17 protein-coding genes and 2 pseudogenes are annotated in these 19,510 nt (G+C 63.6%); 10 read left to right on the forward strand and 9 right to left on the reverse strand.

Translation table 11 applies throughout. From position 1 onward, the window contains the following. The first annotated feature begins 249 nt into the window (after nucleotides 1-249). Complete coding sequence (ppx, locus tag V3314_RS02845) at nucleotides 250-1,752, forward strand: exopolyphosphatase (RefSeq protein WP_046613640.1); 1,503 nt, start codon at nucleotides 250-252, stop codon at nucleotides 1,750-1,752. Here the strand turns inward: ppx and ppk1 are convergent. Beyond that, nucleotides 1,739-3,982 (reverse strand): polyphosphate kinase 1, encoded by a 2,244-nt coding sequence (gene ppk1, locus V3314_RS02850; protein ID WP_046613641.1) that lies wholly within the window; start codon nucleotides 3,980-3,982, stop codon nucleotides 1,739-1,741. The two genes, ppx and ppk1, sit on opposite strands and share 14 nt — an antisense overlap. A 213-nt stretch (nucleotides 3,983-4,195) precedes the next feature. Here ppk1 and V3314_RS02855 point away from each other — a divergent pair, with 213 nt between their 5' ends. Continuing rightward, complete coding sequence (locus V3314_RS02855) at nucleotides 4,196-4,840, forward strand: DedA family protein (RefSeq protein ID WP_181381645.1); 645 nt, start codon at nucleotides 4,196-4,198, stop codon at nucleotides 4,838-4,840. A gap of 549 nt (nucleotides 4,841-5,389) precedes the next feature. Here the strand turns inward: V3314_RS02855 and V3314_RS02860 are convergent. Then, a pseudogene (locus tag V3314_RS02860) lies at nucleotides 5,390-5,968 on the reverse strand (sterol desaturase family protein); the annotation flags it as partial. Between the two features lie 112 nt (nucleotides 5,969-6,080). Between V3314_RS02860 and elbB the strand changes: the two are divergent. Beyond that, a complete protein-coding gene (gene elbB / locus V3314_RS02865) occupies nucleotides 6,081-6,740 on the forward strand; it encodes an isoprenoid biosynthesis glyoxalase ElbB (RefSeq protein WP_338459913.1) in 660 nt (219 codons plus the stop codon). 179 nt (nucleotides 6,741-6,919) lie between these two features. Here the strand turns inward: elbB and V3314_RS02870 are convergent, their stop codons facing one another. Next, nucleotides 6,920-7,372, reverse strand: a complete 453-nt coding sequence (locus V3314_RS02870) for a YaiI/YqxD family protein (protein ID WP_013974739.1) — start codon at nucleotides 7,370-7,372, stop codon at nucleotides 6,920-6,922. A gap of 171 nt (nucleotides 7,373-7,543) precedes the next feature. Between V3314_RS02870 and V3314_RS02875 the strand changes: the two genes are divergently transcribed. Continuing rightward, complete coding sequence (locus tag V3314_RS02875; RefSeq protein ID WP_135001808.1) at nucleotides 7,544-10,399, forward strand: class I adenylate cyclase; 2,856 nt, start codon at nucleotides 7,544-7,546, stop codon at nucleotides 10,397-10,399. Nucleotides 10,400-10,493: 94 nt separating this feature from the next. Here V3314_RS02875 and rnk read toward each other — a convergent pair whose 3' ends face one another. From rnk to cyaY, 3 genes are all read right to left on the reverse strand, one after another. Next, a complete protein-coding gene (gene rnk, locus V3314_RS02880) occupies nucleotides 10,494-10,904 on the reverse strand; it encodes a nucleoside diphosphate kinase regulator (protein WP_108481292.1) in 411 nt (136 codons plus the stop codon). A 146-nt stretch (nucleotides 10,905-11,050) separates the two neighbouring features. After that, nucleotides 11,051-11,275 (reverse strand): DUF1289 domain-containing protein, encoded by a 225-nt coding sequence (locus tag V3314_RS02885; RefSeq protein WP_046613648.1) that lies wholly within the window; start codon nucleotides 11,273-11,275, stop codon nucleotides 11,051-11,053. 1 nt (nucleotide 11,276) lies between these two features. Beyond that, nucleotides 11,277-11,609 (reverse strand): iron donor protein CyaY, encoded by a 333-nt coding sequence (gene cyaY / locus V3314_RS02890; protein WP_004575827.1) that lies wholly within the window; start codon nucleotides 11,607-11,609, stop codon nucleotides 11,277-11,279. Between the two features lie 374 nt (nucleotides 11,610-11,983). On the opposite strand from cyaY, the gene V3314_RS02895 reads away from it, so the two are divergent. The 6 genes and pseudogenes from V3314_RS02895 to V3314_RS02920 all read left to right on the forward strand — a co-directional run bounded on the left by V3314_RS02895 (nucleotide 11,984) and on the right by V3314_RS02920 (nucleotide 16,601). After that, on the forward strand, nucleotides 11,984-12,196 hold the full coding sequence (locus V3314_RS02895; protein WP_052970498.1) for a lipoprotein: 213 nt from the start codon (nucleotides 11,984-11,986) through the stop codon (nucleotides 12,194-12,196). A gap of 9 nt (nucleotides 12,197-12,205) precedes the next feature. Beyond that, the gene (lysA, locus tag V3314_RS02900) at nucleotides 12,206-13,453 is read left to right on the forward strand and encodes a diaminopimelate decarboxylase (RefSeq protein WP_046613649.1); all 1,248 of its coding nucleotides are present in this window, start codon (nucleotides 12,206-12,208) and stop codon (nucleotides 13,451-13,453) included. Between the two features lie 4 nt (nucleotides 13,454-13,457). Then, nucleotides 13,458-14,288, forward strand: a complete 831-nt coding sequence (dapF, locus tag V3314_RS02905) for a diaminopimelate epimerase (protein ID WP_046613650.1) — start codon at nucleotides 13,458-13,460, stop codon at nucleotides 14,286-14,288. 13 nt (nucleotides 14,289-14,301) lie between these two features. Next, nucleotides 14,302-15,012: a DUF484 family protein gene (locus V3314_RS02910; RefSeq protein WP_085602252.1), complete on the forward strand. Its 711-nt coding sequence runs from the start codon at nucleotides 14,302-14,304 to the stop codon at nucleotides 15,010-15,012. After that, nucleotides 15,012-15,899: pseudogene (xerC, locus tag V3314_RS02915) on the forward strand (tyrosine recombinase XerC); the annotation flags it as partial. The gene V3314_RS02910 and the pseudogene xerC, both read left to right, overlap by 1 nt. 6 nt (nucleotides 15,900-15,905) lie before the next feature. Beyond that, nucleotides 15,906-16,601, forward strand: coding sequence for an HAD family hydrolase (locus V3314_RS02920; protein ID WP_046613653.1), 696 nt, complete (start codon nucleotides 15,906-15,908; stop codon nucleotides 16,599-16,601). Between the two features lie 173 nt (nucleotides 16,602-16,774). On the opposite strand, the gene sutA is transcribed toward V3314_RS02920, so the two are convergent. The 3 genes from sutA to glnK form a co-directional block, all read right to left on the reverse strand. Further along, nucleotides 16,775-17,104 (reverse strand): transcriptional regulator SutA, encoded by a 330-nt coding sequence (gene sutA, locus V3314_RS02925; protein WP_013974748.1) that lies wholly within the window; start codon nucleotides 17,102-17,104, stop codon nucleotides 16,775-16,777. A 430-nt stretch (nucleotides 17,105-17,534) separates the two neighbouring features. After that, nucleotides 17,535-18,866, reverse strand: a complete 1,332-nt coding sequence (locus V3314_RS02930; protein WP_046613654.1) for an ammonium transporter — start codon at nucleotides 18,864-18,866, stop codon at nucleotides 17,535-17,537. Nucleotides 18,867-18,912: 46 nt separating this feature from the next. Continuing rightward, nucleotides 18,913-19,251: a P-II family nitrogen regulator gene (glnK, locus tag V3314_RS02935; protein WP_002555808.1), complete on the reverse strand. Its 339-nt coding sequence runs from the start codon at nucleotides 19,249-19,251 to the stop codon at nucleotides 18,913-18,915. Nucleotides 19,252-19,510: the final 259 nt, after the last annotated feature.

Raw genomic sequence — 19,510 nt, forward strand, 5'->3', positions numbered from 1 at the left:
TCTCCAGGGTCGTAAGCAAAAAAACGTGGCCCATGATAGCCGTACCCACGCCCGACAGGAAGCCACGGACGATTGAGTGTAACTATAGTTGTGCAAGACGCCACGAATCGAAACTGTCATGCAAACGTCATAGCATCGAATGGCACATTGCCTTGCATCAAGGCCAGCTCAACGGCTGTGTACCACGCGTTGGCGACAGCCTGCTATCGTGGCACGATTGCCGGGTTAACGACCGAGAACAACCAGATCATGCCGCATACCATCGCGAAGAACCTGTCCCTGATCGCCGCCATCGACCTTGGCTCCAACAGCTTTCACATGGTCGTGGCCAAGGCCCACCATACCGAAATCCGCATTCTCGAGCGGCTCGGCGAGAAGGTTCAGCTGGCCGCCGGCATCGACGAAGAACGCAAGCTCAGCGAAGAGGCAATGGAACGAGGCCTGGATTGCCTCAAGCGCTTTTCCCAACTGATCAACGGCATGCCGGCAGGCTCGGTGCGTATCGTCGGTACCAACGCCTTGCGCGAAGCGCGCAACCGCAACGAATTCATCCAGCGCGCCGAAGCCATCCTTGGCCACCCGGTCGAGGTAATCTCTGGCCGTGAAGAAGCGCGCCTGATCTACCTGGGCGTGTCGCACACCCTGGCCGATACCCCCGGCAAACGCCTGGTGGCCGATATCGGCGGCGGCAGTACCGAGTTCATCATCGGCCAGCGCTTCGAGCCGCTGCTGCGCGAAAGCCTGCAGATGGGCTGCGTCAGCTTCACCCAGCGCTACTTCCGCGACGGCAAGATCACCCCGGCCCGCTACGCCCAGGCTTACACCGCCGCGCGCCTGGAGCTGATGAGCATCGAGAATGCCCTGCACCGCCTGACCTGGGACGAGGCCATCGGCTCGTCCGGTACCATTCGTGCCATCGGCGCAGCCATCAAGGCAGGTGGCCTGGGCAATGGCGAGGTCAACGCCGAGGGGCTGGCCTGGGTCAAGCGCAAGCTGTTCAAGCTGGGCGAGGTCGACAAGATCGACTTCGAAGGGGTCAAGCCGGACCGCCGCACCATCTTCCCGGCGGGCCTGGCGATTCTCGAAGCGATCTTCGATGCCCTGGAACTGCAGCGCATGGACCACTGCGACGGTGCCCTGCGCGAAGGTGTGCTGTTCGACCTGCTGGGCCGCCACCACCACGAAGACGTGCGCGAACGCACACTGAACTCGCTGATGGAGCGCTACCACGTGGACCAGGGCCAGGCCGCGCGCGTCGAACGCAAGGCGTTACACGCCTTCGACCAAGTGGCCGACGCGTGGGATCTCAAAGACGGGAACTGGCGCGATCTGCTGGGCTGGGCGGCAAAAGTGCACGAAATCGGCCTGGATATCGCTCACTACCACTACCATAAACACGGCGCCTACCTGATCGAGCACTCCGACCTGTCGGGTTTCTCCCGCGAGGACCAGCAGATGATGGCCTTGCTGGTGCGCGGCCACCGCCGCAACATCCCCAAGGACAAGATCGCCGAACTAGGTGAGGAAGGGGTCAAGCTGCTGCGCCTGTGCGTGCTGCTGCGCTTCGCCATCCTGTTCCACCACATCCGTGGCAACCAGCAGATGCCGAAGGTCGAGCTCAAGGCTGCCGACAGCAGCCTCGACGTGGCCTTCCCCGAGGGCTGGCTGGAACAGAACCAGCTGACCCAGGCCGACTTCGCCAACGAGGCGGAGTGGCTGGCCCGGGTCGGCTTCGTCCTCAGCGTACGTTGAGGACCGGGTTGCTCAGGCGCTCCAGCAGGGTCGCCTGGGCACTGCGCGGGTTCTGGTTGCCGGTCGGCGTGCTGCGCACGTAGCGCCCGTCCGGCTGCAGGGTCCAGGCGTGGGTGTTGTCGGTCAGGTAGCCTTCCAGCTCCTTCTTCACCCGCAGCAACAGCTTCTTGCCTTCCACCGGGAAGCAGGTCTCGACACGCTTGTCGAGGTTGCGCTCCATCCAGTCGGCACTGGACAGGTAGATCTGCTCTTCGCCGCCATTGAGGAAGTAGAACACCCGCGTGTGCTCGAGGAAGCGGCCGATGATCGAGCGCACCTGAATGTTGTGCGAAACCCCCGGAATGCCTGGGCGCAGGCAGCACATGCCACGCACCACCAGGTCGATCTTCACGCCCGACTGGCTGGCCTTGTACAACGCCTTGATGACCTTGGCGTCGGTCAGCGAGTTGAACTTGGCGATGATATGCGCCGGCTTGCCTTCGAGGGCGAACTGGGTTTCCCGCGCGATCATGTCGAGCATGCCCTTCTTCAGGGTGAACGGCGCGTGCAGCAGCTTCTTCATGCGCAGGGTCTTGCCCATGCCGATCAGCTGGCTGAACAGCTTGCCGACGTCCTCGGTGAGGGCGTCGTCGGAGGTCAGCAGGCTGTAATCGGTGTACAGGCGGGCGTTGCCGGCGTGGTAGTTACCAGTGCCCAGGTGCGCATAACGCACGATCTCGCCCTGCTCGCGGCGCAGGATCAGCATCATCTTAGCGTGGGTCTTGAAGCCGACCACGCCGTAGATCACCACCGCACCGGCCGCTTGCAGGCGGCTGGCCATCTGCAGGTTGGACTCTTCGTCGAAGCGCGCCCGCAACTCGATCACCGCGGTGACCTCCTTGCCGTTACGCGCTGCGTCCACCAGCGCGTCGACGATTTCCGAGTTGGCCCCGGAACGGTACAGGGTCTGGCGCACGGCAAGCACGTGCGGGTCCTTGGCGGCCTGCCGCAGCAGGTCGATCACCGGGGTGAAGGACTCGAACGGGTGCATCAGCAGGATGTCCTGCTTGCCGATCACGCTGAAGATATTGTCGGCGTTCTGCAGCAGCTTGGGGATCGCCGGGGTGAACGGCGTGTACTGCAGCTCAGGGTGGCTGTCCAGGCCGGTGATGCTGAACAGGCGGGTAAGGTTGACCGGGCCGTTGACCTGGTACAGCTCGCTTTCGCTGAGGCTGAACTGCTTGAGCAGGTAGTCCGACAAGTGTTTCGGGCAGGTGTCGGCGACCTCCAGGCGCACTGCGTCACCGTAGCGGCGCGAGAACAGCTCGCCGCGCAGGGCGCGGGCCAGGTCATCGACCTCTTCGGAGTCCAGCGCCAGGTCGGCGTTACGGGTCAGGCGGAACTGGTAGCAGCCCTTCACCTTCATGCCCTGGAACAGGTCGTCGGCGTGCGCGTGGATCATTGACGACAGGAACACATAGTTGGCGCCAGGGCCACCCACCTCTTCCGGCACGCGGATGACCCGCGGCAGCAGGCGCGGGGCCGGAATGATCGCCAGGCCCGAATCGCGACCGAAGGCGTCGACACCCTCGAGCTCGACGATGAAGTTGAGGCTCTTGTTCACCAGCAGCGGGAACGGGTGAGTAGGGTCGAGGCCGATCGGGGTGATGATCGGGGCGATTTCGTCGCGGAAGTAGCGGCGCACCCAGGTCTTGAGCTTGGGGGTCCAGTGACGCCGGCGGATGAAGCGGATATGGTGCTTCTCCAGCTCGGGCAGCAGCACATCGTTGAGGATTGCGTACTGGCGCTCCACTTCACTGTGCACCAGGTCGCTGATACGCGCCAGCGCCTGGTGCGGCTGCAGGCCGTCGGCACCGGCCTGTTCACGAGCAAAGTTGATCTGCTTCTTCAGGCCGGCGACTCGGATCTCGAAGAACTCGTCGAGGTTGCTGGAGAAGATCAACAGGAACTTGAGGCGCTCTAGCAGCGGGTAGCTCTCGTCCAGCGCCTGCTCCAGCACGCGGATATTGAACTGCAACTGGGAGAGTTCGCGATGAATGTACAGGCTGCTGTCGTCCAGGCCCGGGATGATGATCGCCGGGGCCGGCGCGGGTGCCGGAGCCGCAGTCTCTGCCACCGGTTCCACGGCAGGCAGGGGCGCCGGCGGCAGGTCTGGCGGGGTCTGCACCATCTCTTCGGGGAGTTCCTGAGCATCCTTGATCGCGACAGGGGTTAGCACTTCATTATTCATCTGGCGTTCCTGAGGACGTTAACGCCCTATCATCTATTGAGCGGCAAGATAAGCGCCCATTATGACGCCTGTGTTACATGTCAGGGCAAGCCATGGCGCATGGCTTCTGGCATTCTCCGAGCAGGAATTGTTCATGTCGAGACACATTTGGACACTTTCACGAACGCGCGCGAAGGGGTAGGCTTCGCGTTCATTTCGCCAGCACCTCAGAAAATGCTTCAACAATTCCTGCAGGATTTCGGCTACTTCGCCCTTTTTCTAGGCACCTTCTTCGAAGGCGAGACCATCCTGGTGCTTGCGGGATTCCTTGCGTTCCGCGGTTACATGGACATCAACCTGGTGTGCCTGGTGGCTTTTTTCGGCAGCTATGCCGGCGACCAGCTGTGGTACTTCATGGGCCGACGCCACGGGCGCAGGATACTGGCACGCAAACCGCGCTGGCAGGCGATGGGTGACCGGGCGCTGGACCACATCCGTCGCCACCCCGACATCTGGGTACTGAGTTTCCGCTTCGTCTATGGCCTGCGCACGGTCATGCCGGTGGCCATTGGCCTGTCCGGCTACCCGCCACGCCGCTATCTGCTGCTGAATGGTCTTGGCGCGGCCATCTGGGCAGTGGCACTGGGCGCGGCCGCGTATCACTTCGGCGCCATTCTCGAAGGCCTGCTGGGCAACGTGAAGCGCTACGAGCTATGGGTGCTCGGTGGCCTGTTGGCGTTGGGCGGCCTGCTGTGGCTGCGTCGGCGCTTCCGCACGTTGCGCGCGGAGCGCAAGGCGGCGGGCAAGGCCCAGCCCCCAGAGGCTGAGCAAGCTGTAAACAACGAGCAGCAACCAGGCCAGCGGCACGACCACCGCTAGGCCCAGTGCGCCTGCCAGGTACAGCGCCGGCGCATTCGCCAGCAGCCGTAACAGCTCCAGGCGCACGGCCCATGGTCGGTTCTCCAGCAGCGCGCCAAGCACGAACAAGCCAAACGCCATCAGCGCCCAGCCGAGCACCAGGGCGGCAGTTGGCACGCGATCGGCCACCTCCATCAGATAGCTGCCCAGCGCCACGTAACCCACGAATTGCGCCGCCACATAGGCCTGCTGCGCACGGCCCAGGGCAACCGCGAACTTGCGAAACAACGCCAGGTCCTGCTTGGCCTGCGGGTAGCGTGCTGCCACATCGGCCGGCCGCCAGCCGGTGGGCATGAACCAGATTCGCAGTTTGTCCCACGGGCTGTCGGCACGTCGGGCGCCGTGCCAGAGCTGGGCATAGAACTGCAGGTTTGCCCACAGCGGGTTCCAGCTGGCCAGCGGCGTGGTCACCCCGAACACCACCGGCTCGGCCGGGTCTTCCTCTTTGAAGGTGCCGAACAGACGATCCCAGAGAATGAACACGCCGCCGTAATTGCGATCCAAGTAAGCAGGATTTTGCGCATGGTGGACGCGATGGTTGGATGGCGTGATCAACACCCACTCGAGCCAGCCCAGCTTGGGAACATGCCGGGTATGCACCCAGAACTGGTACAGCAGGTTGAGCGACGCCACCGTGATGAAAACCAGCGGCGGCACACCGAGCATCGCCAGCGGCAGGTAGAACAGCCACGAGAAGATGAACCCGCTGCTGGTCTGCCGCAGCGCCGTGGTGAGGTTGTATTCCTCGCTCTGGTGATGCACCGAGTGCGCAGCCCACAGCACGTTGCGCTCGTGGCCCAGACGATGCAGCCAGTAGTAGCAGAAGTCGTACAACACAAAAGCCAGCAGCCACACCCACCAGGCCTGCGGCGGCAGGCGCAGCAACGCCATGTGCTCGAACACCAGGGCATAGGTCACCAGCCCCACCCCTTTGGTCAGCAACCCGGTACTGGTCGAAAGCGCACCGGTGCTGAGGCTGTTGATCGAGTCGGCCAGAGTGAAGTTGCGCTGGCCGCGCACACGGTCGGCCAGCAGTTCGACGGCGATCAGCACGAAGAAGAACGGCACGGCCAGCAGGATCAGGTCCATGGGTACGACCTCAGGCGTTGTTCGCCAAGATTAGGCCGCGCTTGCAGGAATCCCTATGGCTACATCTGCCAAACTAGAGGACATTTAGCGCCTCGACACTGGAGTAAAAAGCATGACAAAAAAAGTAGCGGTGATTCTTTCCGGCTGCGGCGTTTATGACGGCGCCGAAATCCACGAAAGCGTGATCACCCTGCTGCGCCTCGACCAGCGTGGTGCGCAGGTGCAGTGCTTCGCGCCGAACATTGCGCAGATGCACGTGATCAACCACCTGACTGGCGAGGAAATGCCCGAATCGCGCAATGTACTGGTGGAGTCGGCGCGCATTGCCCGCGGTGAGGTCAAGGACATCCGCGAAGCCAAGGCCGAAGACTTCGACGCATTGATCGTGCCAGGCGGTTTCGGGGCGGCGAAGAACCTGTCCAACTTTGCCGTGGAAGGCGCCAACTGCAGCGTCCACCCGGATGTGCTGGCCCTGGCCGAAGCCTTTGCCGATGCCTGCAAGCCGGTTGGCCTGATCTGCATCTCCCCGGCGCTGGCAGCGAAGATCTATGGCCCTGGCGTGGTCTGCACCATCGGTACCGACGCTGGCACTGCGGCGGCCGTAACGAAGATGGGTGGCACTCATGAAGAGTGCGATGTCCACGATATTGTCGAGGACACCCAGCGCAAGCTGGTGACCACCCCGGCGTACATGGAGGCCAAGGCGATCAGTGAAGCGGCTGGCGGGATCTACAAGCTGGTGGATCGGGTGCTGGAGCTGACGCACGAGTAACGGGTGCAAGATTCAGAATCTGACGCGGTCCCCGTGGGAGCGGCCTTGTGTCGCGAAAGGGCCGCAGCGCGGCCCCGGCAATTTATGCGGCGAAGCTGAAATCCTAGGGCCGCTTCGCGGCCCTTTCGCGACACAAGGCCGCTCCCACACGTCGTGTCCATACCGCCAGCCGGGTCGCTTCAGGGTTTGGACAACCGGGCAATGATCCGGTCCAGCGCATTGGCAAACGCCTGCTTCTCGCGCTCGCCATAAGGCGCCTGCCCTCCCCCCACCTGGCCCTGCTCGCGCAGCTCGGTGAACAGGTTGCGTGCCGCCAGCCGATCCCCCATGTTGCGCTCGTCGAACTCGCGCCCGCGCGGGTCCAGTGCCGCCACGCCCTTTTTCACCAGGCGATCGGCCAACGGCACATCACTGCAGATCACCAGCTCGCCAGGCACGGCGTGCTCCACCAGGTAATCGTCGGCCGCGTCCATGCCGCTGGGCACCACGATCAGGCGCACGATCGCGAACGCCGGCTTGGCCACAGCCTGGCCCGCCACCATCACTACCTCGAACTTGCGCTTGAGGGCGAACTTGACGATCAGATCCTTGGCCGCCTTGGGGCAAGCGTCGGCATCGATCCACACACGCATCGGAAAACCTCGCAATCAGCTTGAGACCGCCATCATGCCTCAAGCGCAACGAAAGCTGCAGCGCCACCCAAGCCCGCTGGAAAAATGGCGCCAATATTTCAATTGCCGCTTATCCGACCCCGCTACTCAGGCTACACTCGCCACAGCTCCGCTGGCCTGCCCGAGTGCGCAATGAACCACCCCCACGAAATCCGCCCCGACCTGGACGAAGGCATCGACCGCAAGGTCCTGGCGACATTGCGTGCTCGCTTCCTGCGGCTCAACCAGGGCCGGCTGCAGCGGGCCCTGGAGGGCCTGTCGACGCGCCAGCAACAGGTGCTGACGCTGCTGCCGCTGCTGTTTCATGTGAACCATCCGTTACTGCCGGGCTATGTCTCCGGCAGCACCCCCGCAGGCGTATCGGGCTACGAGCCAAGCGCCGACCTGGTAGTCGAGGCCCAGCGCCTTGCCCGCTCCTTCACCTACAAGGCCCGCCATGGCAACCCGCCACAGCCCATCCACGGCCTGTTCCTGATGGGCAGCCTGGGCTCGCTGGCGCAAGCCGAGCAAAGCGACATGGACCTGTGGGTGTGCCATGCGCCCGGCCTGGCCGACGAGCTGCTGGGTGAACTGCGCCGCAAATGCCAGTTGCTGGAGGCATGGGCGGAAAGCCTGGGTGCCGAGGCACACTTCTTCCTGATCGACACGCAAGGTTTCGCCCAGGGCCAACGCGAGGGCCAGCTCGGTTCCGACGATTGCGGTACCACCCAGCACTACCTGCTGCTGGACGAGTTCTACCGCACTACTATCTGGCTGGCCGGGCGCACACCACTGTGGTGGCTGGTGCCGGTCTACCAGGAGCACGATTACCACGCCTATACCCAGACACTGCTGTCCAAACGTTTCATTCGCAGCCAGGACGCCCTCGACCTCGGCAACCTGGCGCACATTCCGCCCGGCGAGTTCGTCGGCGCTGGCTTGTGGCAACTGTTCAAAGGCATCGACTCGCCCTACAAGTCGCTGCTCAAGCTGCTGTTGACCGAGGCCTATGCCAGCGAACACCCCGCCGTACGCTGCCTGAGCCTGGACTACAAGCAAGCAGTGTTCGCCAACCAGCTCGACCTCGACGAGCTGGACCCCTACGTGATGGTGTACCGGCGCATCGAGCATTACCTGCTGCAGCGTGGCGAACACACGCGCCTGGAGCTGGTGCGGCGCAGCCTGTACCTGAAGGTGAACAAGAAACTCAGCGACCCGGCCCGGGCCAATGGCTGGCAGCGCCGGCTGTTGCAGCGCCTGGCCGACGAGTGGGGCTGGGACGAGCGCCAGTTGGCCCTGCTGGACAGTCGCAACCAATGGAAAGTGCAGCAGGTTGCCGTCGAGCGCCGTGAACTGGTGGCCGAACTGAACCACAGCTATCGCTTCCTCAGCGAATTCGCCCGCACCCAGAACGCCAGCAGCCGCGCCGACCAGCGCGATCTGAATGTGCTGGGCCGACGCCTTTATGCGGCCTTCGAGCGCCGCGCCGGCAAGGTCGAAGTGATCAACCCCGGCATCGCCCCAGACCTGGCCGAGGACACCCTGACCCTGGTCCAGGCGCCTAACCGCAGGGAGCCCGGCAGCTACCACTGGGAGCTATACACCGGCAACCTGAGCCCCCATGAGGTGGACCACTTCAGCCCGCTCAAGCGTTGCCGCGAGCTGCTCGAACTGTTGACCTGGGCCCACCGCAACGGGGTGATCGACAGCAGCACGCGCCTGGCGCTACACCCAGGCGTCAGCGACCTCAGCGAATTCGAGCTGTTCAACCTGGTCGGCTGCCTGCAGCAGAGCATTCCCCTGCCCTTGCCGACCGTCAGCGAGGTGCGCCTGCTGCAACCCAGCGTTGCCGAAGAGGTGCTACTGCTGGTCAACGTAGCCATCGACCCGCTGCGCCACCACCGCGACCTGAACATTCTGATGACCACCGAGCGCACCGACTCGCTGAGCTATGCAGGCGTGCGCGAAAACCTTGTCCTGACCCTGGACCAGGTCACGCTCAACAGCTGGAACGAGGTACTGGTCCAGCGCTATGACGGCGAGCACGCGCTGGTGCGCTGCCTGCGCGACTTCCTCAACAGCCCCGTGCTGCGCGGCCACAGACCGAGGGTGCGGGTGCGCTGCTTCTGCCAGAGCCGCGCCCAGGCCATCGGCCAACGCGTTGAGGAAATCTTCGACACAGTGCAGCTGCTGCTGGACCAGGGCCTGAACCACCGCTACCTGCTGCAGGTGGCCCAGCACACCCATGTGCTGGAGCTGCTGGCCGGGCATGTCAACCTCACCACCCTGGCCGAGCACGAGGCACTACTGGAGCATCTGGGCGAAGAGCGTAGCGCTTACAGCCCGCTGTACCTGGATGCCAACGCCCTGCAGGACCACGACCTGCACCTGGTGCTGGAGCAGGGCCGGCCGGCCTGCATCCAGGTGTTCTACCGCCTGCAGGGGGGCTGGGCCGAGCTTTACGTGCTGGATGAATACAACGCCCTGTGGCAGCAACGCCTGCCGCTGCACGATGAAGCCCACCTGCTGTTGCCGCTGCAGCGCTTTCTGCGCTCGGTGGTGATGCGCCGTGATGCCCGGCTGCCGCTGGACACCCAGCGAGCGGCCTCACTGGACATCCACTACGCGCAACTGTTGCCCTCCGGGCCAGGCAAGGCGCGCAGCATCGAGCCGCGCCAGGCTCCCGTCGAGGGTAGCGACCAGCCCTACTATGAAGTGCAGGCGATCATCCAGGCCGGGGTGGCGGGCGCGGCGCACGTGACGCTGTATTGCGACCAGCAGGAGTTTTCCGAACTGGAGCATGGTGAACAGCTGTATGCGGTGGTGGCCCGGCAGATCATCGGGCAGCGACGTGGCTCAGGGCAGTACCGCTGCTACATCACTGACCTGGATTTGTCCGAGTTGCTGGATGACCAGCTGGGGTCGACGCAGCTGTACCTGCGCTACAAGCGGGAGCTGGAGCAGGCCTTGAACGAGGGGTTGGAGCAAGTCTTGGCGGTGGGATCCTGAATTCGCAGCACAACGCTGCTCCTACAGGTTGAAATGAGCTCTCTTGTAGGAGCAGCCTTGTGCTGCGAATGGGCCGCAAAGCGGCCCCTGGCCCTTACAGATCGAAATCGCCCGCCGCTTCCGGTTGATATTCCACTTCCAGCAGCTTCAGCTTGAGGGTCTTGCCCCCCGGGGCCGGCCAGTCGATCTGCTCGCCCACCGACAACCCCAGCAAGGCGCAACCAATCGGCGCCAGGATCGAGACGTTGCCTTCCTGCCCGGCATCCTTCGGGTACACCAGGGTCAGGTGGTAGTCCTTGCCGCTGGCTTCTTCACGGCAGTGCACGCGCGAGTTCATGGTCACCACGCCAGCCGGAACTTCCTCGTGACCGACCACCTGCTCGGCGCGGTCCAGCTCGTCCTGCAGGGCGAGCACACCCGGCGTACTCTCGTCGAGGCTGTCGATCAGACGCTCCAGACGTTGTACGTCCAATCGGGTGAGGATGAGGGAAGGCTTGGTACTCATGATCCAGTCAGACTCCTTTGAACAGGCGATTTACATCATGCAGATAAAGCAAAACCCCGCCCAAGGGCGGGGTTTGTGATGGCTTTGGCGTCACCGACGCAGAACCCGACGTTACCACAGCCGGGTAAATACTCAAGCCCCTGCGATCAGTGTGCCTTAGCCTGGTCGCGCAGGACCTGGGCCTCGCGGCAAATCTGCCGACGCCGTTCGTCATCGGCCGAACGCCATTCGCGGATGTGCTCGACATGCCGGTGGCAACCCGTGCAGACACGCTGTTCGTCCAGCCGGCAAATGCTGATGCAGGGCGATGGCACTGCGGGGCTGACGTTGCTGTAGAGCGGTTTGGGCGGACGGGCCGGCGTACTGCTCATGTCAGATCTCGTCGAAGTCCAGCTTCTCGCCGGCCCGTTCCCAGACGATGCGCTCGAGCATTTCGCCCAGCAATTCCTCGCTCTTTTCGCACACCCACTTGCCGCTGTCTTCGTCGTAGTCGAAGTGGAAACCGCCGGAGCGGTCGGCCAGCCACAGCTGGCGCAGCGGCTCCTGGCGGCTGAAGATCAACTGGGCGCCGCCTTCGAACTTGACGGTGAGGACGCCGGCGGAGTTCTCCATGTCCAGGTCCAGGCCGCTCTCGTCGAACAGGTCCTCCAGGGCCTGTTGGGTCGCGTCGACCAGATCATGGAAACGCGCTTCACTCAAACTCATTGCAGGAACCTCGAAATTGGCTGCGTTACAGGCAAGCCCGGCAAGATACGGGCGCTTGCCGCCGAATGCAAAGGTTTAGCCGCTACCTTCACTTGCCCCTTCGCGGCTAAAGCCGCTCCTACAAGGATTGCGCACGGCCTGAGGCGAATGCAGTACCCGGTAGGAGCAGCCTTGTGCTGCGAAGAGGCCAGTAAGGCAACGGATATTCTTCAGCAGTAACGGCCTCTGCAGCACAAGGCTGCTCCTACAAGCCGCGAAAGGGCCCTTGCACGCGGTAAGAATAGCCCGCCCGGCGGGCCGGCCCTTGCATAGGCAAGCCGCCGGTCGCTCGGTATACTCGGGCGCAATACTGCATATTTCTAAGGATTTCACCCATGAAGCGCCTGATTTCCTCCCTCGCGGCGCTGGTCGCTGTTGCCTGTCTCGTTTCGGCCTGCGGCCAGAAAGGCCCGCTGTATCTGCCAGAAGACGGCGATAACGGCAAAGCGCACAAGTCGCACCAGCACCAGCCAAAAGCCAAGCCGGCCCCGGTACAAGAGCAGCAGCCAGAGCCCGAGCTCGAGCCCGAGCAGTCGCCAGCGCAGTAAGGAAACCAGATGAACGCTTTCAACTACCGCGACGGCGAGCTGTTCGCGGAAGGCGTGGGCCTGGCGGCCATCGCCGAACGCTACGGCACCCCGACCTACGTGTACTCGCGCGCCCACATCGAGGCCCAGTACCGTAGCTACGCCGACGCCCTGCAAGGTACCGAGCACCTGGTGTGCTTCGCGGTCAAGGCCAACTCCAACCTCGGCGTGCTGAACGTGCTGGCGCGCCTGGGCTCAGGCTTCGACATCGTCTCTGGCGGTGAGCTGGAGCGCGTGCTGGCCGCAGGCGGCCGTGCCGACCGCGTGGTGTTCTCCGGCGTCGGCAAGACCCGCGACGACATGCGCCGTGCCCTGGAAGTCGGTGTGCACTGCTTCAACGTCGAATCCACCGACGAACTGGAGCGCCTGCAAGTGGTGGCCGCCGAGATGGGCAAGGTTGCCCCGGTCTCGCTGCGGGTCAACCCAGATGTCGACGCTGGCACCCACCCGTACATCTCCACCGGCCTGAAAGAGAACAAGTTCGGCATCGCCATCGCCGATGCCGAGGCCATCTACGTGCGCGCCGCGCAGCTGCCGAACCTGGAAGTGGTCGGTGTCGACTGCCACATCGGTTCGCAACTGACCACCGTCGAGCCTTTCCTCGATGCCCTCGACCGCCTGCTGGTGTTGGTCGACCGCCTGGCCGAGTGTGGCATCCACCTGCGCCACCTGGACCTGGGTGGCGGTGTCGGCGTGCGTTACCGCGATGAGGAGCCACCGCTGGTGGCCGAGTACATCAAGGCCATCCGCGAGCGCGTCGGCGACCGCGACCTCGCCCTGGTGTTCGAGCCGGGCCGCTACATCGTGGCCAACGCCGGCGTCCTGCTTACCCGCGTGGAATACCTCAAGCACACCGAGCACAAGGACTTCGCCATCATCGATGCGGCGATGAACGACCTGATCCGCCCGGCCCTGTACCAGGCCTGGATGGGCGTCAGCCCGGTCAAGCCACGCACAGGCGAAGGCCGTGCCTACGACCTGGTCGGCCCGATCTGCGAGACTGGCGACTTCCTCGGCAAGGACCGCGTGCTGAACCTGGCAGAAGGTGACCTGCTGGCCGTACAGTCCGCGGGCGCCTATGGTTTTGTCATGAGCTCCAACTACAACACCCGTGGCCGTTGCGCTGAAATCCTGGTCGACGGCGACCAGGCCTTCGAAGTACGCCGCCGCGAGACCATCGCCGAATTGTACGCTGGCGAAAGCCTGCTGCCGGAGTAAGCCCATGCTGCTGCGTTTTACCAAGATGCATGGGCTGGGCAACGACTTCATGGTCCTCGACCTGGTCAGCCAGCACGCGCACATTCAGCCCAAGCACGCCAAGCAATGGGGTGACCGCCACACCGGCATCGGCTTCGACCAGTTGCTGATCGTCGAGGCGCCGAACAACCCGGAAGTGGATTTCCGCTACCGCATCTTCAATGCCGACGGTTCCGAGGTCGAGCAGTGCGGCAACGGTGCGCGCTGCTTCGCCCGCTTCGTGCTGGACAAGCGCCTGACCGCAAAAAAGCGCATCCGCGTGGAAACCAAGAGCGGCATCATCGAACTGGACGTGCAGAACGACGGCCAGATCAGTGTCGACATGGGCCCGCCGCGCTTCAACCCTGCCGAAATCCCCTTCGTCGCCGACGAGCAGGCGCTGAGCTACCCACTGGAAGTCGACGGCCAGGTGCATTCGATTGCCGCCCTGTCCATGGGTAACCCGCATGCCGTACTGCGTGTCGACGACGTGCGTACCGCCCCTGTGCACCAGCTGGGCCCGAAGATCGAGAACCACCCACGCTTCCCGCAGCGGGTAAATGCCGGCTTCCTCCAGGTCATCGACCGCCACCGCGCCAACCTGCGTGTATGGGAGCGTGGTGCGGGCGAAACCCAGGCCTGCGGCACCGGTGCCTGCGCCGCCGCCGTGGCGGCGATCAGCCAGGGCTGGATGGACTCCCCGGTGTCCCTCGACCTGCCCGGAGGCCGCCTGCACATCGAATGGGCCGGCCCCGGCAAGCCCGTGCTGATGACCGGCCCGGCCGTACGCGTCTACGAAGGACAGGTTCGTCTCTAAGCGAGTAACCGCCATGACCGATCAGCCCCAGGTTGTACCCAAGCAGTCCGCCGAGCTCGATGCCGAAGCGGTGGTCGCCTACCTGCGCGCCCACCCCACCTTCTTCGCCGAACACGACGAGCTGCTGATCGAACAGCGCATCCCGCACCAGCGGGGCGACAGCGTGTCGCTGGTGGAGCGCCAGCTCAAGTTGCTGCGCGACCGCAACATCGAGATGCGCCACCGCCTGTCGCAACTGATGGACGTGGCCCGCGACAACGACCGGCTGTTCGACAAGACCCGCCGGCTGATCCTCGACCTGCTCGACGCCGGCAGCCTGGAAGAAGTGGTGATGGCAGTCGAAGACAGCCTGCGCCAGGAATTCCAGGTGCCCTTCGTCAGCCTGATCTTGTTCGGCGAAAATGTCGCGCCGGTCGGGCGCTGGGTGAGCAACGCCGAAGCGCAGCAGGCCATCGGGGCCCTGCTGGGCGGCGGCAAAACGGTCAGCGGTAACTTGCGCGAGCACGAGCTGGCCTTCCTGTTCGGTGAAGAACAGCGCCGGGAGGTAGGCTCCAGCGCCGTGGCTGCCCTGGAATACCAGGGCCTGCACGGGGTGCTGGCGATCGGCAGCCGCGACCCGCAACACTACAAGAGCAGCGTCGGTACCCTGTTCCTTGGCTACATTGCCGAGGTACTTGGCCGCGTTGTCCCACGCGTTACCCAGACCCTGCGCCCGGTACGCTGATGGAACACCAGCTGGAGGCTTATTGCGCACACCTGCGCAACGAGCGCCAGGTGTCCGAGCACACCCTGCTGGGCTACCGTCGCGACCTGGACAAGGTGGTTGCATACTGCAAGGAGCACGGCATTGCCGATTGGCAGGCGCTGCAAATTCAGCAGCTGCGCCAGCTGATCGCCCGCCAGCACCATCACGGCCAGTCCTCGCGCAGCCTGGCCCGGCTGCTGTCGGCGGTGCGTGGCCTGTACCGCTACCTCAACCGTGAAGGCCTGTGTCAGCACGACCCGGCCAGCGGTCTGAGCGCGCCCAAGGGCGAACGCCGGCTGCCAAAGGTGCTGGACACCGACCGCGCCCTGCAACTGCTCGATGGCGGTGTCGACGATGACTTCATCGCCCGTCGCGACCAGGCTATCCTTGAACTGTTCTATTCGTCGGGCCTGCGCCTGTCCGAACTGACCAACCTCGACCTCGATCACCTCGACCTCGCCGCCGGCCTGGTGCAGGTGCTGGGCAAGGGCGGCAAGGCCCGCGTGCTACCGGTCGGCCGCAAGGCCCGCGAAGCCTTGCAGGCCTGGTACCGCCTGCGCGGCATCGGCAACCCACGCGACCGTGCAGTGTTCATCACCCGTCAGGGCAACCGCATCAGCCCACGCGCCGTTCAGCAACGGGTGAAGGCGGCTGGTGAGCGCGAGCTGGGCCAGCACCTGCACCCACACATGCTTCGCCATTCCTTCGCCAGCCACGTGCTGGAATCGTCCCAGGACCTGCGCGCAGTGCAAGAGATGCTCGGCCACGCCGACATCGGCACCACGCAGATCTATACCCACCTGGACTTCCAGCACCTGGCCGCGGTGTATGACAGCGCCCACCCTCGGGCCAAACGCAGCAAAGGCAGACTCATGAGCATCAAGCTGATCACCTTCGACCTCGACGACACCCTGTGGGATACCGCGCCGGTGATTGCCAGCGCGGAAGTCGTGTTGCGCGACTGGCTCGAAGCTAACGCCCCAATCCTTGGCGGCGTGCCGGTGGAGCACTTGTTCGCCATCCGCGAGCGCCTGGTGCAAGCCGAACCCGGCCTGAAGCACCGCATCAGCGCCCTGCGCCGACGCGTGCTGTTCCATGCCCTGGAAGAAGTCGGCTACAGCGAAAAGCATGCGCAGGAGCTGGCCAATGAAGGTTTCGAAGTATTCCTGCATGCCCGCCACCAGGTAGAGATTTTCCCGGAGGTGCAGCCGGTGCTGGAGATCCTTCGCCATAGCTACACCTTGGGCGTGGTCACCAACGGCAATGCCGACGTGAGCCGGCTGGGGCTGGCGGACTATTTCCGCTTTGCACTGTGTGCCGAGGACCTCGGCATCGGCAAGCCGGACCCGGCGCCGTTCCTCGAAGCCCTGCGCCGCGGCGACGTAGAGGCCAGCGCGGCGGTGCACATCGGTGACCACCCGGGCGATGACATCGCCGGCGCCCAGCGTGCCGGGCTGCGCGCGGTGTGGTTCAACCCGCAGGGCAAGCCTTGGGTAGGCGAGCAGGCGCCGGATGCCGAGATCCAGCGCCTGTCGCAGTTGCCCGACATCCTCGCACGCTGGCGCTGACAGGGGCCGGCCCATTCGCGGGTAAACCCGCTCCCAAAGGTTCACCACTGCCCTCAGGTCCTGCGCCGTCCTTGTGGGAGCGGGTTTAGCCGCGAAGAGGCCGGCACAGGCAACCCATAACCCGCAGACACAAAAAAGCCCGCAGCGACGGCGGGCTTTTTTAGATCAGCCACTCAGATAGGGCGGCTGCCGTACTTGTTGTCCGGCTTCTTGGGCGGGTCGGCGACCACGTTGGCCTCGACTTCCTGAACCTTGCCGCCGCGAGCGAGGAACTCTTCCATGGCCTTGGCCAGGGCGTCACGCTCCTTCTGCTTGGCTTCCATGCTCGGCATTTCGTCTACCGAGACTGCGGCCTTGGATTTGCCCTTGGCAGCGGGTGCCGGGCTGCTGTCGTCATCGCCAGCGTCTTCGGCGCCGTCATCAGCTGCCGCTTCGAGGCCTTCATCGCCCTCGTCTTCGTCGCCTACTTCGAGGTCATCATTTTCCAGATCGTCGTCGCTCATGTTCTACCTCATGACTTGCGAAAAGCAGGTTAGTTATAGACCAGTGCAGCCGTAGACCGGCAGCCACCAGTGAAAATTCAACTGGCCGTGGGTTAGGCCACTGCCCTAGGGTCGGCGCTCCTGATGGGAGGCGGCACCCAGCAGGCCCTGCTCCTGGCAGGACCTGACAAATCCTTTAGCCCCTGCTGGCCACACGCTATTGGCAAGCCTAGCAAAGGCTGGCGAAGCGTGTGGACTACTCGTCAAACACCCTTCGGCGCGCATTCTAGCGCGCCAGCAGAAAAAGCAAAGCACCATGAATGCTCTGCGTTTTGTAAGATTTCCGCCTACGTCGCGAACGTGTCGAATAAACCGTTTGCCGTGCGGGAAATGCTAAAAATCTGGCAAAAAAAATGCCCGGCAAGCCGGGCAAGTTTTTACCGCGTCGCAGTTACAGGTTGTAGCCGCGCTCGTTGTGCTGAGCCAGGTCGAGGCCGACCGACTCTTCTTCTTCGCTGACCCGCAGGCCCATCACCAAATCCAGCACCTTGAGGATCACGTAGGTGACGATGGCGGTGTAGACCACGGTGAAGATCACGCCCTTGGCCTGGATCCAGACCTGCATGCCGATGTCGGTGACGGTACCGAAGCCGCCCAGCGCCGGGGCTGCGAACACACCGGTGAGGATGGCGCCGATGATACCGCCGATGCCGTGTACGCCGAACGCATCCAGCGAGTCGTCATAGCCCAGCTTGCGCTTGAGGCTGGTGGCGCAGAAGTAGCAGACCACACCCGAAACCAGGCCGATCACCAGGGCGCCCATGGGCCCTACGGTACCGGCAGCCGGGGTGATGGCGACCAGGCCGGCGACCACACCCGAAGCGATGCCCAGGGCGCTCGGTTTACCGTGGCCGATCCACTCGGCGAACATCCAGCCCAGGGCCGCGGCGGCGGTGGCGATCTGGGTCACCAGCATGGCCATGCCGGCGGTGCCGTTGGCGGCAGCGGCAGAGCCCGCGTTGAAGCCGAACCAGCCGATCCACAGCATGGCCGCGCCCATCAGGGTGTAGCCCAGGTTGTGTGGGGCCATCGGGGTGGTCGGGTAGCCCTTGCGCTTGCCCAGCACCAGGCAGCAGACCAGGCCAGCGATACCGGCGTTGATGTGCACCACGGTGCCGCCGGCGAAGTCCAGCACGCCCCAGTCCCACATCAGCGCACCGTCACCGCTCCAGACCATGTGCGCGATCGGTGCGTAGACCAGGGTGAACCAGATGCCCATGAACACCAGCATCGCGGAGAACTTCATGCGCTCGGCGAAGGCACCGACGATCAACGCCGGGGTGATGATGGCGAATGTCATCTGGAAGGTGATGAATACCGCTTCAGGGAACAGCGCGGCAGCCGAGGTCAGGTTCGAGGGCGTGACACCGGTGAGGAACGCCTTGGAGAACCCGCCAACGAAAGAATTGAAGTTGAGCACGCCCTTTTCCATACCAGTGGTATCGAAGGCCATGCTGTAGCCGTAGACGACCCAGAGAATGCTCATCAGGCCAGTGATCGCAAAGCACTGCATCATCACTGACAGTACGTTCTTGGAACGCACCATGCCGCCATAGAACAGGGCCAGGCCGGGAATGGTCATGAACAGCACCAGCGCCGTTGCGGTCAGCATCCAGGCGGTGTCGCCGGAGTTCAGCGCTGGGGCAGCTTCCTCGGCCAGGGCAAGCCCGGGCATTACGAGGGACAATAGGGCTCCTAGCCCTGCGATCTTACGCAGAGTCATGTTGTTTTCTCCTGGGGCGTTGGGTTTGGTGAGGCTTTGTTGCTGCTTAGATCGCGTCGGTATCGGTTTCGCCGGTACGGATACGGATCGCCTGCTCCAGATTCACCACGAAAATCTTGCCGTCACCGATCTTGCCGGTGTTGGCTGCCTTGGTGATGGCTTCGATTACCCGATCAAGGTCCTTGTCATCGATGGCGACATCGATCTTCACCTTGGGCAGGAAATCGACCACGTATTCAGCACCGCGATACAGCTCGGTGTGGCCCTTCTGCCGACCGAAGCCTTTGACTTCGGTGACGGTGATGCCCTGCACGCCGATTTCCGACAGCGACTCGCGCACGTCGTCCAGCTTGAACGGCTTGATGATGGCTGTGACTAGCTTCATGAAACTCTCTCCCGATTTGGTGGACTTGCCCCAGGAAAACAAACCCGTCTCAAGTCTAAGCGCAGCGGTTGGCTTTGTAACGCGTCGTCGGCATCCGGCTCCGCGTGCGCACTGCCTGGTCACAAGGAACTGCATCAGTGCATGGCTCGCACTGGTCTTTGCAGAAACCTTGCCAGTTCCGTCAAAGCGCCAGAAAACAGTGAGTTATGTGAATCAGTCAGGATTGGCCAGTCGCCAGCATGGGAAACATGCACAACTT

The sequence above is a fragment of the Pseudomonas sp. TE3-3-F2023 genome (genome assembly GCF_036784815.1).
In the GTDB taxonomy this organism is placed as follows: Bacteria; Pseudomonadota; Gammaproteobacteria; order Pseudomonadales; family Pseudomonadaceae; genus Aquipseudomonas; species Aquipseudomonas pudica.

Excerpts from the sequence above, each read along its gene's own strand:
- rnk (WP_108481292.1), bottom strand. The coding sequence starts at position 10,904 with ATGAGTACCAAGCCTTCCCTCATCCTCACCCGATTGGACGTACAACGT.
- sutA (WP_013974748.1), bottom strand. The coding sequence starts at position 17,104 with ATGAGCGACGACGATCTGGAAAATGATGACCTCGAAGTAGGCGACGAA.
- elbB (WP_338459913.1), top strand. The coding sequence starts at position 6,081 with ATGACAAAAAAAGTAGCGGTGATTCTTTCCGGCTGCGGCGTTTATGAC.
- V3314_RS02855 (WP_181381645.1), top strand. The coding sequence starts at position 4,196 with ATGCTTCAACAATTCCTGCAGGATTTCGGCTACTTCGCCCTTTTTCTA.
- glnK (WP_002555808.1), bottom strand. The coding sequence starts at position 19,251 with ATGAAGCTAGTCACAGCCATCATCAAGCCGTTCAAGCTGGACGACGTG.
- V3314_RS02885 (WP_046613648.1), bottom strand. The coding sequence starts at position 11,275 with ATGAGCAGTACGCCGGCCCGTCCGCCCAAACCGCTCTACAGCAACGTC.
- V3314_RS02870 (WP_013974739.1), bottom strand. The coding sequence starts at position 7,372 with ATGCGTGTGTGGATCGATGCCGACGCTTGCCCCAAGGCGGCCAAGGAT.
- V3314_RS02895 (WP_052970498.1), top strand. The coding sequence starts at position 11,984 with ATGAAGCGCCTGATTTCCTCCCTCGCGGCGCTGGTCGCTGTTGCCTGT.
- V3314_RS02875 (WP_135001808.1), top strand. The coding sequence starts at position 7,544 with ATGAACCACCCCCACGAAATCCGCCCCGACCTGGACGAAGGCATCGAC.
- V3314_RS02920 (WP_046613653.1), top strand. The coding sequence starts at position 15,906 with ATGAGCATCAAGCTGATCACCTTCGACCTCGACGACACCCTGTGGGAT.
- dapF (WP_046613650.1), top strand. The coding sequence starts at position 13,458 with ATGCTGCTGCGTTTTACCAAGATGCATGGGCTGGGCAACGACTTCATG.
- ppk1 (WP_046613641.1), bottom strand. The coding sequence starts at position 3,982 with ATGAATAATGAAGTGCTAACCCCTGTCGCGATCAAGGATGCTCAGGAA.
- ppx (WP_046613640.1), top strand. The coding sequence starts at position 250 with ATGCCGCATACCATCGCGAAGAACCTGTCCCTGATCGCCGCCATCGAC.
- V3314_RS02910 (WP_085602252.1), top strand. The coding sequence starts at position 14,302 with ATGACCGATCAGCCCCAGGTTGTACCCAAGCAGTCCGCCGAGCTCGAT.
- lysA (WP_046613649.1), top strand. The coding sequence starts at position 12,206 with ATGAACGCTTTCAACTACCGCGACGGCGAGCTGTTCGCGGAAGGCGTG.
- cyaY (WP_004575827.1), bottom strand. The coding sequence starts at position 11,609 with ATGAGTTTGAGTGAAGCGCGTTTCCATGATCTGGTCGACGCGACCCAA.
- V3314_RS02930 (WP_046613654.1), bottom strand. The coding sequence starts at position 18,866 with ATGACTCTGCGTAAGATCGCAGGGCTAGGAGCCCTATTGTCCCTCGTA.